Origin of the sequence: Pseudonocardia lutea, from assembly GCF_042658055.1 — a bacterium.
Classification (GTDB): Bacteria; Actinomycetota; Actinomycetes; order Mycobacteriales; family Pseudonocardiaceae; genus Pseudonocardia; species Pseudonocardia lutea.
In genome coordinates this window covers 23,954-38,580 of record NZ_JBHSQK010000031.1, presented here as the reverse complement: position 1 = coordinate 38,580, position 14,627 = coordinate 23,954, and the positions used below count along the sequence as shown (strand labels likewise).

13 protein-coding genes are annotated in these 14,627 nt (G+C 74.3%); 4 read left to right on the top strand and 9 right to left on the bottom strand.

Annotated features, from left to right (window positions below):
* A partial coding sequence (locus tag ACFQH9_RS13700; RefSeq protein WP_379566420.1) for an AMP-binding protein occupies positions 1-2,054 on the bottom strand: 2,054 nt, incomplete at its 3' end.
* A gap of 3 nt (positions 2,055-2,057) precedes the next feature.
* Positions 2,058-3,038 (bottom strand): 2,3-diaminopropionate biosynthesis protein SbnA, encoded by a 981-nt coding sequence (gene sbnA, locus ACFQH9_RS13695; protein ID WP_379566419.1) that lies wholly within the window; start codon positions 3,036-3,038, stop codon positions 2,058-2,060.
* A gap of 265 nt (positions 3,039-3,303) precedes the next feature.
* On the opposite strand from sbnA, the gene ACFQH9_RS13690 reads away from it, so the two are divergent.
* Together ACFQH9_RS13690 and ACFQH9_RS13685 are read left to right on the top strand one after the other, a co-directional pair.
* On the top strand, positions 3,304-3,867 hold the full coding sequence (locus ACFQH9_RS13690) for a hypothetical protein (protein ID WP_379566418.1): 564 nt from the start codon (positions 3,304-3,306) through the stop codon (positions 3,865-3,867).
* Between the two features lie 124 nt (positions 3,868-3,991).
* On the top strand, positions 3,992-5,452 hold the full coding sequence (locus ACFQH9_RS13685; RefSeq protein WP_379566417.1) for an aminotransferase class I/II-fold pyridoxal phosphate-dependent enzyme: 1,461 nt from the start codon (positions 3,992-3,994) through the stop codon (positions 5,450-5,452).
* Between the two features lie 9 nt (positions 5,453-5,461).
* Here ACFQH9_RS13685 and paaE read toward each other — a convergent pair whose 3' ends face one another.
* From paaE to ACFQH9_RS13650, 7 genes are all read right to left on the bottom strand, one after another.
* Positions 5,462-6,571, bottom strand: a complete 1,110-nt coding sequence (gene paaE, locus ACFQH9_RS13680) for a 1,2-phenylacetyl-CoA epoxidase subunit PaaE (protein ID WP_379566415.1) — start codon at positions 6,569-6,571, stop codon at positions 5,462-5,464.
* Positions 6,572-7,081 carry a 1,2-phenylacetyl-CoA epoxidase subunit PaaD gene (gene paaD / locus ACFQH9_RS13675; protein ID WP_379566414.1) on the bottom strand — a complete coding sequence of 170 codons (510 nt, stop codon included), beginning with the start codon at positions 7,079-7,081 and terminating at the stop codon, positions 6,572-6,574.
* A complete protein-coding gene (paaC, locus tag ACFQH9_RS13670; protein WP_379566413.1) occupies positions 7,075-8,016 on the bottom strand; it encodes a 1,2-phenylacetyl-CoA epoxidase subunit PaaC in 942 nt (313 codons plus the stop codon). Before paaC ends, paaD begins: the two co-directional genes overlap by 7 nt.
* 70 nt (positions 8,017-8,086) lie before the next feature.
* Positions 8,087-8,392, bottom strand: coding sequence for a 1,2-phenylacetyl-CoA epoxidase subunit PaaB (gene paaB, locus ACFQH9_RS13665; RefSeq protein ID WP_379566423.1), 306 nt, complete (start codon positions 8,390-8,392; stop codon positions 8,087-8,089).
* A 95-nt stretch (positions 8,393-8,487) separates the two neighbouring features.
* Positions 8,488-9,471 (bottom strand): 1,2-phenylacetyl-CoA epoxidase subunit PaaA, encoded by a 984-nt coding sequence (paaA, locus tag ACFQH9_RS13660; protein ID WP_379566412.1) that lies wholly within the window; start codon positions 9,469-9,471, stop codon positions 8,488-8,490.
* 161 nt (positions 9,472-9,632) lie between these two features.
* On the bottom strand, positions 9,633-10,286 hold the full coding sequence (locus tag ACFQH9_RS13655) for a TetR/AcrR family transcriptional regulator (RefSeq protein WP_379566411.1): 654 nt from the start codon (positions 10,284-10,286) through the stop codon (positions 9,633-9,635).
* Positions 10,283-11,110, bottom strand: a complete 828-nt coding sequence (locus ACFQH9_RS13650; RefSeq protein WP_379566410.1) for an enoyl-CoA hydratase/isomerase family protein — start codon at positions 11,108-11,110, stop codon at positions 10,283-10,285. The genes ACFQH9_RS13655 and ACFQH9_RS13650 overlap by 4 nt, the downstream gene beginning before the upstream one ends.
* Positions 11,111-11,217: 107 nt before the next feature.
* Between ACFQH9_RS13650 and paaZ the strand changes: the two genes are divergently transcribed.
* Positions 11,218-13,281 (top strand): phenylacetic acid degradation bifunctional protein PaaZ, encoded by a 2,064-nt coding sequence (gene paaZ / locus ACFQH9_RS13645; RefSeq protein WP_379566422.1) that lies wholly within the window; start codon positions 11,218-11,220, stop codon positions 13,279-13,281.
* A 68-nt stretch (positions 13,282-13,349) separates the two neighbouring features.
* Entirely contained in the window at positions 13,350-14,609 is a 1,260-nt protein-coding gene (paaK, locus tag ACFQH9_RS13640) for a phenylacetate--CoA ligase PaaK (protein WP_379566421.1), read from the top strand.
* The last annotated feature ends 18 nt before the right edge of the window (positions 14,610-14,627 follow it).

Genomic DNA, 14,627 nt, shown 5'->3' with positions numbered 1-14,627 from the left:
GAGCGCGGGAAGGGGGTGGGCGCCGGTGCCGCCGGGCGCGGCGCGGGCGTGGACGCGGGACCGGCCGGACGCGGGAAGGGCGTGGGCCGCGCGGGCGGCGAGGTGGCCGGCCGCGGGTACGGCGCGGGCCGCCGGGTCGCCGGAGCCGGGGGTGCCGGGGGTGCCGGTGGTGCGGGTGGTGCGGGTGGCGTCGAGGACGCCGCGGGGGTCGTCCCCAGGATCTGGTCGAGCGTCAGGATGCCGGGCTGCGGCGCGGGCTCCGGCCCGGGCTCCGGCGCGGGCTCCTCCGACGCCGGCGCAGGCCTCGGCCTCGGCCTCGGCGAGGGCCGCGGGGCCGGGGACGGCGCCTCGGGTCCGCCGGTGCCCTCCGGGTGCAGCCGGGAGAGCTGCTCCTGCAGCCGCGCGTTCTCGGCGCGCAGCCGGGTCATCTCGCCCCCGCGCAGCGGCAGGGCGGCCCGGTCCACCCGCCCGTCGGCGGTCAGCGGCAGGACGTCGAGCCGCTCCAGGCGGGCCGGCACGTGGTCCGACGCCAGCCGCTCGCGCAGCCACGACCCGATCTCCCGCTCGGTCACGCCCGGGCTGTCGGCGCGCAGCGTGTAGAAGCCGACCAGCTCGGCGTCGCCGGAGCCCGGTTCGGAAGCGGCCACGACGGCCGACGCGACGCCCGGGACCGCCAGCATCACCGACTCGATCGCGGTGAGGTCGACGCGCTCGCCGTGCACGCGCACCTGGAGCGCGATGCGGCCGCGGAACTCGATCTCGTGCGCGTCGTCGACGCGGCCGAGGTCGCCGGTCCGGTAGATCCGGCCGGACGGGTTGCCGGGGATGCCGAGGAAGTCCTCGACGAACGCGTCGCCGGACGGGTCCGGGTAGCCGCAGGCCAGGCCCAGCCCGGCCACGCCGATCTCGCCGGTCTCGCCGTGCCGCAGCGCCCGCCGCGGGGTGTCGGGGTCGAGCACCACGGTCGCGTAGGTCGGCAGCGGGACGCCGATCGTCACCGGCTTGTCCGGGTGCGCCTCGGTCCAGGTCGCGGTGACGGTGGCGCCGGGCGGCACGTAGGCGACCAGGAACCGGCGGCCGGGCCGGTGCCAGCGCGCGACCAGCCCCTGCGGGCAGGCCTCGCCGGTCACGAGGAGGAACCGCAGCTCGGCGAGGTCCTGCTCCAGCGTGGCCAGCACCGAGGGCGTGGTGCACAGCGCGGTGACCCGCCTGTCGGTGAGCTCGTCGTGGAGGGCGTGGCCGGTGCGGAGCGGGCCGTCGGGGGCGGGCACCAGGGTGGCGCCGGCCGCCCAGGCCATCCACACCTCCTCGATGCCGCCGCCGGAGAACAGGGCGCGCCACTGGTAGAGGCGGTGCCCGCGGACGCCGAAGGACTCGGAGGCGACGCGGACGACGTTGCAGATGCTGCGGTGGTCCACCTCGACCCGCTCGGACCAGCCGGCGGGGCCGGGTACGTACACGACGTACGCGGGCCGGTCGGCGGGTTCGCCGCGCTCGGCCGGCTGCAGCCGCTGCGGGTTCAGCTCGGCGATCAGGGCGGCGGCGTCGTCGACCGCGAGGACCTCGGTCCCGGCCGGCAGCGCCCCGGCGACGCCGACCCGCCCGCGCAGGTGCGCGCGCGTGAGGACGAGCCGGGCCGCGGAGTCGGCGACGACGTACCCGAGCCGCTCGGCCGGGGCGGCCGGGTCGAGCGGCACGCAGGTGGCGCCGATCTTGAGCACCGCGAGCAGGGCGGTGTAGGTCTCCACCCGGTCGTCGAACAGCAGGGCGACCCGGTCGCCCGCCTCCGCCCCGTGCAGGCGGAGGAAGCGGGCGAGCCGGTTGGCCCGGGCGTCCAGCTCGTCGTAGGTCAGCGCGATCCCCACGCCGTCCACGGCGAGCTGGCCCGCCCGGCCGTACTCCCGGATCCAGTCGCACCGCTCCTCGAACACCGAGTCGAGGCGCTCGTGCCGGCGCACGCGCCAGCCCTGCGCCTCGTGCCGGTCCACCAGGACCAGCTCCGAGAGCGGGACCGGCGCCGCGTCGGTGCGGTCGCCGGCTTCCGACATCGTCATGACTCAGGCCACCAGGCTCTCGTCGGCCGGCTCGGCGGCGAGCACGTCGTCGCCGAAGTTGTCCCGGACCCACTCGGCCCGGTACAGCGTCTCCAGGTAGCGCTCGCCCAGGTCGGGGGCGAGCGTTACCGACGTGAGGTGCCCGGCCGAGTTCTGGTCCAGCCAGGCCTTCGCGCCGCTGACCACCGTGCCCGTCGAGCCGCCGAAGAGAAAGCCCTTTCTGGCGATCCGGTGGCACATGGCGATCGCGTCCGGCTCCTCGACGAACACGACGTCGTCGATGTAGGACCGGTCGAAGATGTCCGGCACGACGCTGGTGCCCAGGCCGGGGATCATCCGACGCCCGGAGGGCTGGCCGAAGGTCACCGAGCCGACGGCGTCGACGGCGACCACGTGCACGTCCGGCCGGTACTGGCGGAACCAGCGGGCGCAGCCCATCAGCGTGCCGGTGGTGCCCGCCCCGACGAACAGGACGTCGAGCTGCGGGAACTCCTCGGCGATGGCCGGCGCGGTGGTGCGGAAGTGCGCCTTCCAGCTGTTGGGGTTGCTGTACTGGTTCAGGCAGTGCGCGGCCGGGTCGGCGGCGAGGACGGCCCGCACGTACGCCTGGCGTGCGCCGAGGAAGCCCTCGGGGCCGGCCTCGCGGATCACGCGGACGTCCGTGCCCATGGCCTCCATCAGCGCGATGGTGGCGGCGTTGCAGCGGATGTCGGTGACGCAGATGAAGCGGTAGCCCTTGTTGGCGGCGATGATGCTGAGCGCCACGCCCAGGTTGCCGGACGACGACTCGACGAGCGTCGAGCCCGGGCCGATCTCCCCCGCCCGCTCGGCGGCCTCGATCATCGACGCCGCGGCCTTGAGCTTCACGGAGCCGGCGAAGTTGAAGCCCTCGCACTTGAGGTAGAGCTCGTGCCCGACCACGGAGCGCAGGTCGACGAACAGGCGCTCCTCCGTGTATTCCTGCGGACCACTCACGATCGGCATTGCGGCCTCCCCCCATCGTGCAGCGTCGGTGCTGCGTTCCCCCGGTTCGTCGTCCGCCGTTCGTGCGGTTCGACGGGAACGAGAATGCTCTGGGGAGAGGCCGGGGACATTGGGGCAGATACCCGAGGTGACGGAGTGGTCCCCCTGACCCGGGCGGGGGTTGTCCCCCGGTGCCTCGGGGGCCCGCTCCCTCCCCGCGCGGGCCGCGGACCCCGACCCTTCTCGGCAGCACCCGCAGCAGCGGGTCCGTCGGGGGGAGGAACCCGTGTCCCAGCACCACGCCGCAGGAGCCGCGCGGCCACCGGGCCGCCTGCGGCTCGCCCTGGCCACCGGCGTGCCGTTCGGCCTGTTCTGGGGCGTGATCGTCGCGGTGCAGGACGGTCCGGTCGCCGACGCCGGACCCGCGGCCTACGCGATCCTGGCCGGCGCGTCGGTCGTGGCCGGAGCCCTGTTCGGCCTGGTCATGGCACTGGTCCTCGGCCACCTGCAGGACCGGGCGGCGCAGCGGACCGGTGTGGCCGGGGTGGTCGCGCAGGGAGCGGTGCGCGCCGCGGTCCCCGGGCCGGAGGTGCTCGCCCGGGTCGCGGAGGCCGCCGCCCTGCTGCCCGGCGCCCGGCTGGCGGCCGTCGACGGCAGCCGGGCCCTGCTGCGGACCGGTGTCTCCTGGCGCAGCTGGGGCGAGCGGGTCGAGATCGAGGTGCTCCCGCAGGGACCGGCCGCGCGCGTCGTGCTGCGCAGCCGCCCGCTGGTCCCGTTCACCCTCGTCGACCAGGGCCGCAACGCCGACAACGTCGCACGCCTGGCCGCCTGGGTGGCCGCCCTGCCCTGAGCCCGTCCCGGTGCGGCCCCGGATCCGCATCCGGGGTCGCCCCCGTTTCGCGACCCAGGGGTCCGGGTAGGACCTGAGGCCGCCGGACGGCGGCGGGACGCGCACGGACGGAGGTCGATGCCGGGTGGACCACGCGCAGGCACCGGTGCTGGAGGCGCTCGAGGCGTACCACCGGGAGCGGCACACGCCCTTCACCCCGCCCGGTCACAAGCAGGGCCGCGGCGCCGATCCCCGGGTGCGGGAGGTGCTCGGCGAGGCGGTCTTCCGCGCCGACGTGCTGGCGTCCAGCGGGCTCGACGACCGGGCCTCGTCCTCCGGCATCATCTCCCGGGCCCAGGAGCTGATGGCCGACGCCGTCGGCGCCGACAACGCCTTCTTCTCCACCTGCGGCAGCTCCCTGTCGGTCAAGAGCGCGATGCTGGCGGTGGCCGGCCGGCACGGGCGCCTGCTCGTCGGGCGGGACGCCCACAAGTCCGTGATCTCCGGCCTGGTGCTCTCGGGTCTGCAGCCGGTGTGGATCCACCCCCGCTACGACACCGAGCAGCACCTGGCGCACCCGCCCTCGCCCGCCGACGTCGAGCGGGCCCTCGACCGGGACTCCGACGTCGCCGGGGTGCTCGTCACCAGCCCGACCCCGTACGGCACCTGCGCGGACATCGCCGGGATCGCCGAGCTGTGCCACGCGCGCGGGCTCCCGCTGCTCGTCGACGAGGCCTGGGGTGCCCACCTGCCCTTCCACGAGCGGCTGCCGACCTGGGCGATGGACGCGGGCGCGGACCTGTGCGTGGTCAGCATCCACAAGATGGGCGCCGGGCTGGAGCAGGGCTCGGTGTTCCACCAGCAGGGCGAGCTGATCGACCCGACCTTCCTGGCCGCCTGCGCCGACATGCTCTCGACCACCAGCCCCAACGTGCTGCTGTGGGCGGGGATGGACGGCTGGCGGCGGCAGATGGTCGAGCACGGCCACGAGCTGCTCGGCCGCGCGCTCGACCTCGCCGACGACGTGCGTGAGCAGGTCGCCGCGCTCCCCGGGCTGACGCCGCTGCGCGACCAGCTCATCGGCAAGGAGGCCTCGCACGAGCTCGACGAGCTCAAGGTCCTCGTCGACCTGCACGAGCTGGGGATCAGCGGCTACCAGGCCGCGGACTGGCTGCGCGCGCACCGGGCGGTGGACGTCGGGCTGTCCGACCACCGCCGGATCGAGGCGCAGCTCTCGCTCGCCGACGACGCGGAGACCGCCGGAGTCCTGCTGGAGGCCCTCTCGGCGCTGGCCCGGGCCGCGGAAGGGCTGCCGACGCCGGCGCCGGTCGACCTGCCGAGCCCGGAGGCCCTGGAGACCGAGGCGGTGATGCTCCCCCGCGACGCCTTCTTCGCCCGGCTGGAGGACGTCCCGCTCCACGAGGCCGAGGGCCGGATCTGCGCCGAGCAGGTCACGCCGTACCCGCCGGGGATCCCCGTGCTCCTGCCCGGCGAGCGGATCACCGGCGAGGTCGTCGACTACCTGGCCACGGGCCTGCCGGCCGGGATGGTGCTGCCGGACCCGGCCGACCCGCAGCTGGGGACGGTCCGCGTGGTCGCCCGGTGAGCGGACGCCTCAGACGTCGTAGTCGACGGTGACCCGCTCCGAGACCGGGAGGGTCTGGCAGGTCAGCACGAAGCCGGCGTCGACCTCCTCGTCCTCCAGCGCGTAGTTGCGGCGCATGGTGACCTCGCCCTCGGTGACCTTCGCCCGGCACGTCCCGCAGACCCCGCCCTTGCAGGCGAACGGGAGGTCGCCGCGGACGCGCTGGGCGGCGTCGAGCACCGACTCGTCGCGAGGCAGGGTCAGCTCGGTGGAGCGGCCGTTGAGCACCACCGTGACCTGGGCGGTCTCGCCGGTGGGGGCGTCGTCGGGGCGGTGCAGCTCGGGCGGCGGCTCGTCGACGTAGAACAGCTCGCGGTGGACCCGCTTGCGGTCGACGCCGAACTCGGTCAGCACCGCGACCGCGTCCTCGGTCATGCCCAGCGGCCCGCAGAGCCACCAGTGGTCCACGCCCTCGACGTCCACCAGCCCGCCGAGCAGCGTGCGGATCCGGTCCGCGTCGAGCCGGCCGGAGAAGATGTCCGCCTCGGTGGGCTCCCGGGACAGCACGGTGAGCAGGTGCAGCCGCGGGCCGTGGAGGTTCTTGAGGTCGGCGATCTCCTCGGTGAACATCACCGTGTCCGTGCGGCGGTTGCCGTAGAGCAGGGTGACCCGGGTGTCCGGGTGCGCGGCCAGCAGCGAGGCGGCGATGGACAGCACGGGCGTGATCCCCGAACCCGCGGCGATCAACCCGTGGTGCGTGCCGGCCGCCAGCTCCGGGGTGAAGCTCCCGGACGGCGGCCCGACCTCGATCTCGTCGCCCGGCTGCACGCGGTCGACCAGCCACTCGGAGAACAGCCCGCCGTCGACGCGCCGGACGCCGACCCGCGGGGCCGCACCGGCCGGGGCGCAGATCGAGTACGAGCGCCGCTCCTCCCCCCGCCGCAGCGTGAGGTACTGGCCGGGCCGGAAGGCGTAGGTGTCGCGAAGGTCCTCGGGCACGGCGAAGGTGACGGCCACGGCGTCGTCGCACAGCCGCTCGACCGCGCCGACCGTGAGCGTGTGGAAGCCGGCGGTCCGCGGGGCGACGACCTCCGTGTCGGTGCCCCGGGTGGTGTTGCGGGCGTCCGTCGCGGTGCTCACTCAGATCTCCTTCATGTGCTCGAACGGCTCGCGGCACTCCGGGCACCGGCGCAGCGCGGTGCAGGGCGTGGGGCCGAAGCGGGAGAACTCCTCGGTCGCCGGCGAGCCGCAGCGCGGGCACCGGACCTGCGACGACGGCGGGGCGAGCGTCAGCGGGACGGGTCCGGCCGCCGCGCGCGGGGCCGGCCCGGGCGGCGCGATCCCCGCCTCGGCCAGCTTGCGGCGGCCGGCGTCGGAGATCCAGTCCGTGCTCCAGGCCGGCGAGAACACCGTGCGGACCTGCACGTCCCGGTACCCGGCGGCGGTCAGCGCCGCGCGGACGTCGGCCTGCATGACCTCGACGGCGGGGCAGCCCGAGTAGGTCGGCGTCAGCGTCACGGTCACGCCGTCGGCCGTCTCGTCGACGGCCCGGACCACGCCGAGGTCCGCGAGCGTGAGCATCGGCATCTCGGGGTCGACGACCTCCGCGACGACGGCCCGCGCGGTGCGCTCCCGCAGCCCCGTCACCACGTCGCCCCCGGGTGCTGACGCGCCAGGCTCTGCAGCTCGGCCAGGACGTGCCCGAGCTTCTCGGTGTGCACGCCCTCGCGCCCCGCGGCACCGCCGATCGTGCCGGCTCCCGGGATCTCCGGGCGGCGCAGCGTCGCCGTGCCGATCACCTGGTCGAGCACGGCGTCGACCTCCTCGCGCACGGTCGCGGGATCGACCGCGACCCCCTGCCCGGCGAGCCGGCGCTCGACCTCCGAGGTGCGGAAGAGCTCCTCCAGGTACGGCCAGACGGCGTCGAGGGCGGTCTGCATGCGTTCGTGCGAGAGCGGGGTGCCGTCGCCGAGCCGGACGACCCACCGCGCCGCGTAGTCGCGGTGGTAGGTCAGCTCCTTGACGCCCTTGGCCGCGACGGCCGCGACCACCGGGTCCGCCGAGTCCTGCAGCCGGTGCAGCACGGCCAGCCGCCAGCTCGCGAACAGCAGCAACCGGGCCACGCAGTGCGCGAAGTCGAGCGAGTCCGTGGGCTCGACGAGCCGGACGTTGCGGAACTCGGCCTCGGACCGCAGGTACGCGAGGGCGTCCTCGTCCGTCCACTCCGCCGGCGCCCCGGCCGCGGGGCGGGCGCCGAGGTGCCCGGCGCGGGCGAGCAGCACGCGCGCCTGGCCGAGCAGGTCGAGCGCGACGTTGGCCAGCGCGACCTCCTCCTCCAGCTCCGGCGCGTTCGCGACCCACTCGGAGAGCCGGTGCTGCAGGACCAGCGCGTCGTCGCCGAGCATCAGGCAGTAGGCGGCCAGGTCGGCCGGGTCGACGCCCTCCGGCGCCGGCGAGGTGATCTCGGCGCCCTCCTCCTCGACGATCCCGGTGCCGAAGGCCCAGCGAGGGTCGTCGTGCCCGGTGGTCTCCGACAGCGACTGGTAGGCGTTGGTCGCGTCCTCCTCCATCGCGTGCGGGCTCATCGTCCGGCCTCGCCGTGCTCGGCCGACGCTTCGCCGGGACGCTGTGTCAACGGTTCGCTCGCACGCCCACTCACAGGTGCGGCACCTCCTCGGGGATCGCGTAGAAGGTCGGGTGCCGGTAGACCTTGTCGGCGGCCGGGGCGAAGAAGGGGTCCTTCTCGGTCGGGCTCGAGGCGGTGATGTCCTCCGCCCGCACCACCCAGATCGACACGCCCTCGTTGCGCCGGGTGTAGAGGTCGCGGGCGTTGTGCAGCGCCATCTCGGCGTCGGCGGCGTGCAGCGAGCCGACGTGCACGTGGTTGAGGCCGCGCTTGCCGCGCACGAACACCTCGTAGAGCGGCCAGTCGCGCCGCTTCACGCCCTCACCGGTCGGCACCCCGGTGGTGGGGACGGCGCCGTGGCCGCCCTCCGCGGTCACCTCGCCGACCTCGTCGACCTCACCGGCCTCGCCGGGGGTCTCGTCGCTGGGGATCACGCCGGCACTCCCTGCCTCGTCGCCTGCTCGTCCGCGTGCTTCTTCGTGTGCTTGTCCGCGTAGGCCCGGGCGGCCTCGCGCACCCAGGCGCCGTTCTCGTGCGCCCGGCGGCGGTGCGCCAGCCGCTGCGCGTTGGTCGGACCGGCCCCGGAGATGACGGCCTTGAACTCGCTCCAGTCCGGCTCGCCGTAGTCGTGCGCCTGCCGCTCGGCGTTCCACACCAGGTTCGGGTCCGGCAACGTGACGCCCAGGGCCTCGGCCTGCGGGACGGTCATGTCCACGAACCGCTGGCGCAGCTCGTCGTTGGTGTGCCGCTTGATGCCCCACGCCATGGACTGCCGGGTGTTCGGCGAGTCCCCGTCCGGCGGGCCGAACATCATCAGCGACGGCCACCACCAGCGGTTCACGGACTCCTGGACCATGGCCTTCTGCTCCGGCGTGCCGTTCACCATGGCCAGCAGCAGCTCGTAGCCCTGCCGCTGGTGGAACGACTCCTCCTTGCAGATCCGGATCATCGCCCGCGCGTACGGCCCGTAGGAGCAGCGGCACAGCGGGACCTGGTTGCAGATCGCGGCGCCGTCGACCAGCCAGCCGATCACGCCCACGTCGGCGTAGGTCAGCGTCGGGTAGTTGAAGATCGAGGAGTACTTCTGCTTCGCCGAGATCAGCTTCTCGGTCAGCTCCTCGCGGTCCACGCCGAGGGTCTCGGCCGCGGCGTAGAGGTACATCCCGTGCCCGGCCTCGTCCTGCACCTTGGCCAGCAGGATCGCCTTGCGCCGCAGCGACGGGGCCCGGGTGATCCAGTTCCCCTCGGGCTGCATGCCGATGATCTCGGAGTGCGCGTGCTGCGCGATCTGCCGGATCAACGTCTTGCGGTAGGCCTCGGGCATCCAGTCCCGCGGCTCGATCCGCTGATCGGCCTCGATCAGCCGGTCGAACCCCGCCTCCAGCTCCGCGCCGGGCTGGTCGGTCACCGTCATCGGGAACCTCCGTACCGAATGTTCGTTCGTCTGATGATGGCGCACGGGTGCCATGAACGCAACCGCGGGTCGGCCCGCCCCGCCGCGCCGGGCCCCCGGCTTCCGCGAGCCGCGAGCTCCCGCACCGCGAGTCGGGAGCTCCTGCACCGCGAATCCGGAGCTCAGGCGGGCGGGATGATCCCCTCGGAGACGATCCGGACGACCTCGCCCGGCAACGACTCGGACCCCGGCCGCCCGGGCCGGTACCACTCGATGATCGAGTTGACCGTGCCGGAGAGCAGGCGGGCGGCGAGCGAGGGCTCCACCCCGGCCCGGACCTCGCCGTCGGCCACGGCCTCGGCGACCAGCGAGGCGATCGACGCGTCGAACGCGCGCCGCCGCGCCAGCGCCCACCGCTCGGTCTCGGTGTTGCCCCGCACCCGCAGCAGCAGCGTGACGTACGGCAGCTCGGAGGTGAGCACCTCGACCTGCCGGTAGATGATGTGCCGCAGCCGGTCCAGGGCCGTGCCCTCCTGGGCGGCGGGCTCCTCGAGGATCCCGAACAGGCCGTCGAGCGCCCGGCTCAGCGCGGCCCGCAGCAGGTCCTCCTTGCCGCTCACGTGGTGATAGAAGGAGGACTTGGTGATGCCCGCGGCGCGCGAGAGGTCCTCCATCGAGGTCGCGTCGTAGCCGCGGGTGTTGAACTCCTGCACGGCCACCGCGAGCAGGGAGGAGGCGTCGTACACCGGCCGGCGCGCACCGGCGGCGCCCCGCGCGCGGCGGGTGCGCGGCGGGGGGCCCGACGGGGTGGGCGGCTCCGACGGCGCGGCGGTCATCGGCCCTCGAACACGGGCTTGCGCTTCTCCAGGAACGCCTCGACGGCCTCGCGGTGGTCGCGGGTCACGCCGAGCCGGGCCTGGCCCTCGCCCTCGTTCGCCAGCACGGTGTCGAGCGAGGAGACCGCACCGATCGCGACCGCCTTCTTGATCTCGGCGTAGGCGAGGGTGGGACCGGCGGCGAGCCGGCGGGCCAGCTCGAGCCCCGCGCCGAGCACCTCCTCGGCCGGCACCACGGCCCTGACCAGCCCGGACGCCAGCGCCTGCGACGCGTCGAAGGACTCGCCGAGCAGCAGCAGCTCGGTCGCCCGGGCCGCGCCGAGTGAGTGCACCAGGCTGGCGGAGAGCCCGGAGTCCGCGGTGAGCCCGATGGCGGCGAAGGCCGTGGCGAAGGTGGCGCCCTCCGCTGCGACGCGCAGGTCGCAGGCGAGCGCGAAGCCGAGGCCCGCGCCGACCGCACCCCCGTTGATCGCGCAGACGACGGGCTTCGGCATCGTCGCGATCGCCCGAACGATCGGGTTGTAGTGCTTCTCGACGGTGTCGAAGGAGGTCGAGGCGTCGCCCCGCAGCGACTCGACGTGCTCGCCGAGGTCCTGCCCGACGCAGAAGGACCTGCCGGTCCCGGTCAGCACCACGGCGCGGACGGCGGTGTCCTCCCCCACCCGCTGCAGCGCCTCGAGCAGCGCCTCCTTGACCTCCACGGTCAGCGAGTTGCGCTTCCGCGGCCGGTTCAGCGTGACGATCGCGACGGCCGGGTCCTTCTCGTCGGCGGTGACGAGGACCGCCGGGCCGTCGGGTTCGGCCGCACCACTGTTCGTCTGCACGCGGTCATGCTAGCGTCTCCCGGCAACCGAACGATCGTTCGCCGCGAGATCGAGTGCCCCGCGGCGGCCGCACCGGCTTCCCGACGACGAGGAGACCGCCCGTGAGCATCCCGGTCCTGCGCAGCCACGTCTGCGGTGGCTGGCACACGCCCTCCGACGAGGGCCGTCCGCTGCACGACGCCGTGACCGGGGAGGAGATCGCCCGGATCTCCTCGGCCGGCGTCGACTTCGGCGCGGCCCTGCGCTACGGGCGGGAGACCGGCGGACCGGCGCTGCGCGAACTGACCTTCCACCAGCGCGCCGCCCTGCTCAAGGCGCTCGGGCAGCACCTGCGCGAGCACCGCGACGAGCTCTACGCCCTCTCCGCACGGACCGGCGCCACCCTCGGCGACTCGAAGTTCGACGTCGACGGCGGGATCGGGGTGCTGCTCGCCTACGCCTCCAAGGCCAAGCGCGAGCTGCCCAACGACACGGTCCACGTCGACGGTGCCGTCGAGCCGCTCGGGCGCGGCGGCACCTTCCTCGGCCAGCACCTCTGCGTCCCGCTGCACGGGGTCGCGGTCCAGGTCAACGCGTTCAACTTCCCGGTCTGGGGACCGCTGGAGAAGCTCGCGCCGGCCTTCCTCGCCGGCGTGCCGTCACTGGTCAAGCCGGCCAGCCCGACGGCGTTCCTCACCGCGAGGCTCGTCGAGCTCGTCGTCGACTCCGGGATCCTGCCCGCCGGCACGCTGCAGTTCGTCGCCGGCTCGCTCGGCGACACCTTCGACCACCTCACCGGCCAGGACCTCGTCTCCTTCACCGGATCGGCCAGCACCGCGCAGACCCTGCGCACCCACCCGGCGATCGTGCGCCACGCCGTCCGGTTCTCGGCCGAGGCGGACTCGCTGAACCTCTCCGCCCTCGGGCCGGACGCCACCCCGGGCACGGAGGAGTTCGACCTGTTCGTCAAGGGCGTGGTCACGGAGATGACGGTCAAGGCCGGGCAGAAGTGCACCGCCATCCGCCGCGCCTTCGTCCCCGCCGCGCAGGTCGACGCCGTCGTCGAGGCCGTCACGGCCGGGCTCGCGAGGACCGTGATCGGCAACCCCGCCAACCCGGACGTCCGCATGGGCGCCCTGGCGTCGCTGGACCAGCGCGAGGAGGTCCGCCGCAGCGTGAAGGCGCTCGCCGACGCGGGCCGGATCGTGTTCGGCGACCCGGAGTCGGTCGAGGTGGTCGACGCCGACGCCGACCGCGGCGCGTTCGTCTCCCCGATCCTGTTGGTCGGCGACCCGGAACGGGCCGAGCCGCACGAGGTCGAGGCCTTCGGCCCGGTCTCGACGATCCTCCCCTACGAGTCGACGGCGCAGCTGATCGACCACGCCGCCCGCGGCCGGGGCAGCCTCGTCGGCTCGGTCGTGACCGCCGATCCCGCCTTCGCCCGCGAGGTCGTCCTCGGCACCGCCGCGTTCCACGGCCGGCTCCTGGTCCTGAACGGCAAGGACGCGAAGGAGTCCACCGGCCACGGCTCCCCGCTGCCCCAGCTCGTCCACGGCGGGCCCGGCCGCGCCGGCGGCGGGGAGGAGATGGGCGGCATCCGCGGGGTCCTGCACCACATGCAGCGCACCGCGATCCAGGCCGACCCGGACACCCTCGCCGCGATCACCGGCCGCTGGGTCGCCGGCGCGGAGCGCCGGAGGACGGACGTGCACCCCTTCCGCAAGCACCTCGAGGAGCTCGAGCCCGGCGACACCCTCGTCGCCGGTCCGCGCCGGGTCACCCAGGAGGATGTCGAGCACTTCGCCGAGTTCACCGGGGACACCTTCTACGCGCACATGGACGCCGAGGCCGCCGCGGCGAACCCGCTGTTCGGCGAGCGCGTCGCGCACGGCTACCTGATCGTCTCCCTGGCCGCGGGGTTGTTCGTCGACCCCGACCCCGGCCCGGTGCTGGCCAACTTCGGCGTCGACGACCTGCGCTTCCTCACCCCCGTCAAGTTCGGCGACGAGCTCACCGTGACCCTGACCTGCAAGCAGCTCACCCCGCGCGAGTCCGCCGGCTACGGCGAGGTCCGCTGGGACGCCGACGTCACCCGCCAGGACGGCCAGTCCGTCGCCCGCTACGACGTCCTCACCCTCGTCGCCAAGAAGGACGCCGCCCAGAAAGCCGCGCAGAAGGAGACCGGTCAGTGAGCACCCCGACCACCGCCCGCCGGCTGGGCGAGGAGCCGGACCCGCAGACCCTCGACCCGGCCGAGCGGATGTCGACGGACGAGCTGCGGGCGCTGCAGCTGGAGCGGCTGCGGTGGACCCTGCGGCACGCCTACGAGAACGTGCCGCACTACCGCCGGTCCTTCGACGCCGCCGGCGTCCACCCCGAGGACTGCAGGGACCTCGCCGACCTGGCCAAGTTCCCGACCACCAGCAAGACCGACCTGCGCGACAACTACCCCTTCGGCCTGTTCGCGGTGCCGCAGTCAGAGGTCCGGCGGCTCCACGCGTCGTCGGGCACCACCGGCCGCCCCACGGTCGTCGGCTACACCGAGCGGGACATCGACACCTGGGCCGGGCTGGTCGCCCGGTCGATCCGGGCCGCCGGCGGCCGGCCGGGCCACAAGGTGCACAACGCCTACGGCTACGGTCTGTTCACCGGCGGCCTCGGCGCGCACTACGGCATCGAGAAGCTCGGCGCCACCGCCATCCCCGTCTCCGGCGGCATGACCCCACGCCAGGTCCAGCTCATCCGCGACTTCGAGCCGGACGTCATCATGCTGACCCCGAGCTACATGCTCACCCTGCTCGACGAGTTCGAGCGCCAGGGCGTCGACCCCCGCTCCACCTCGCTGCGGATCGGGATCTTCGGCGCCGAGCCCTGGACCGAGCAGATGCGCACCGAGATCGAGGACCGCATGGACATGCACGCGGTCGACATCTACGGCCTCTCCGAGGTCATGGGCCCCGGCGTGTCCCAGGAGTGCGTGGAGACCAAGGACGGGCTGCACATCTGGGAGGACCACTTCCTCCCCGAGGTCATCGACCCGCTCGACGGCACCGTGCTGGCCGACGGCGAGGAGGGCGAGCTCGTCTTCACCTCGCTGACCAAGCAGGCCCTGCCGATCGTCCGCTACCGCACCCGGGACCTGACGCGGCTGCTGCCGGGCACCGCGCGGCCCGCCATGCGGCGGATGGAGAAGATCACCGGCCGCAGCGACGACATGATCATCCTGCGCGGGGTGAACCTCTTCCCCACCCAGATCGAGGAGATCGTGCTGCGCACGCCGGGGTTCGCGCCGCACTTCCAGCTCGAGCTCACCACGCAGGGCCGGATGGACGCGCTCACCGTGCGGGTCGAGGCCCGGCCGGACGCGTCCGCTCAGCGTCGGGCGGAGGCCGCGGCCGAGCTGGTCAAGGCGGTCAAGGACACCATCGGCGTGTCGGTGCGGTGCGACGTCGTCGACCCGGACACCCTGGAGCGCTCGGTCGGGAAGCTGCAGCGGCTCCGTGACCTGCGCGCGAAGTAGCCGGCCCGCCGCGGTCGT

Excerpts from the sequence above, each read along its gene's own strand:
- sbnA (WP_379566419.1), bottom strand. The coding sequence starts at position 3,038 with ATGCCGATCGTGAGTGGTCCGCAGGAATACACGGAGGAGCGCCTGTTC.
- paaC (WP_379566413.1), bottom strand. The coding sequence starts at position 8,016 with ATGAGCCCGCACGCGATGGAGGAGGACGCGACCAACGCCTACCAGTCG.
- paaA (WP_379566412.1), bottom strand. The coding sequence starts at position 9,471 with ATGACGGTGACCGACCAGCCCGGCGCGGAGCTGGAGGCGGGGTTCGAC.
- ACFQH9_RS13655 (WP_379566411.1), bottom strand. The coding sequence starts at position 10,286 with ATGACCGCCGCGCCGTCGGAGCCGCCCACCCCGTCGGGCCCCCCGCCG.
- paaK (WP_379566421.1), top strand. The coding sequence starts at position 13,350 with ATGTCGACGGACGAGCTGCGGGCGCTGCAGCTGGAGCGGCTGCGGTGG.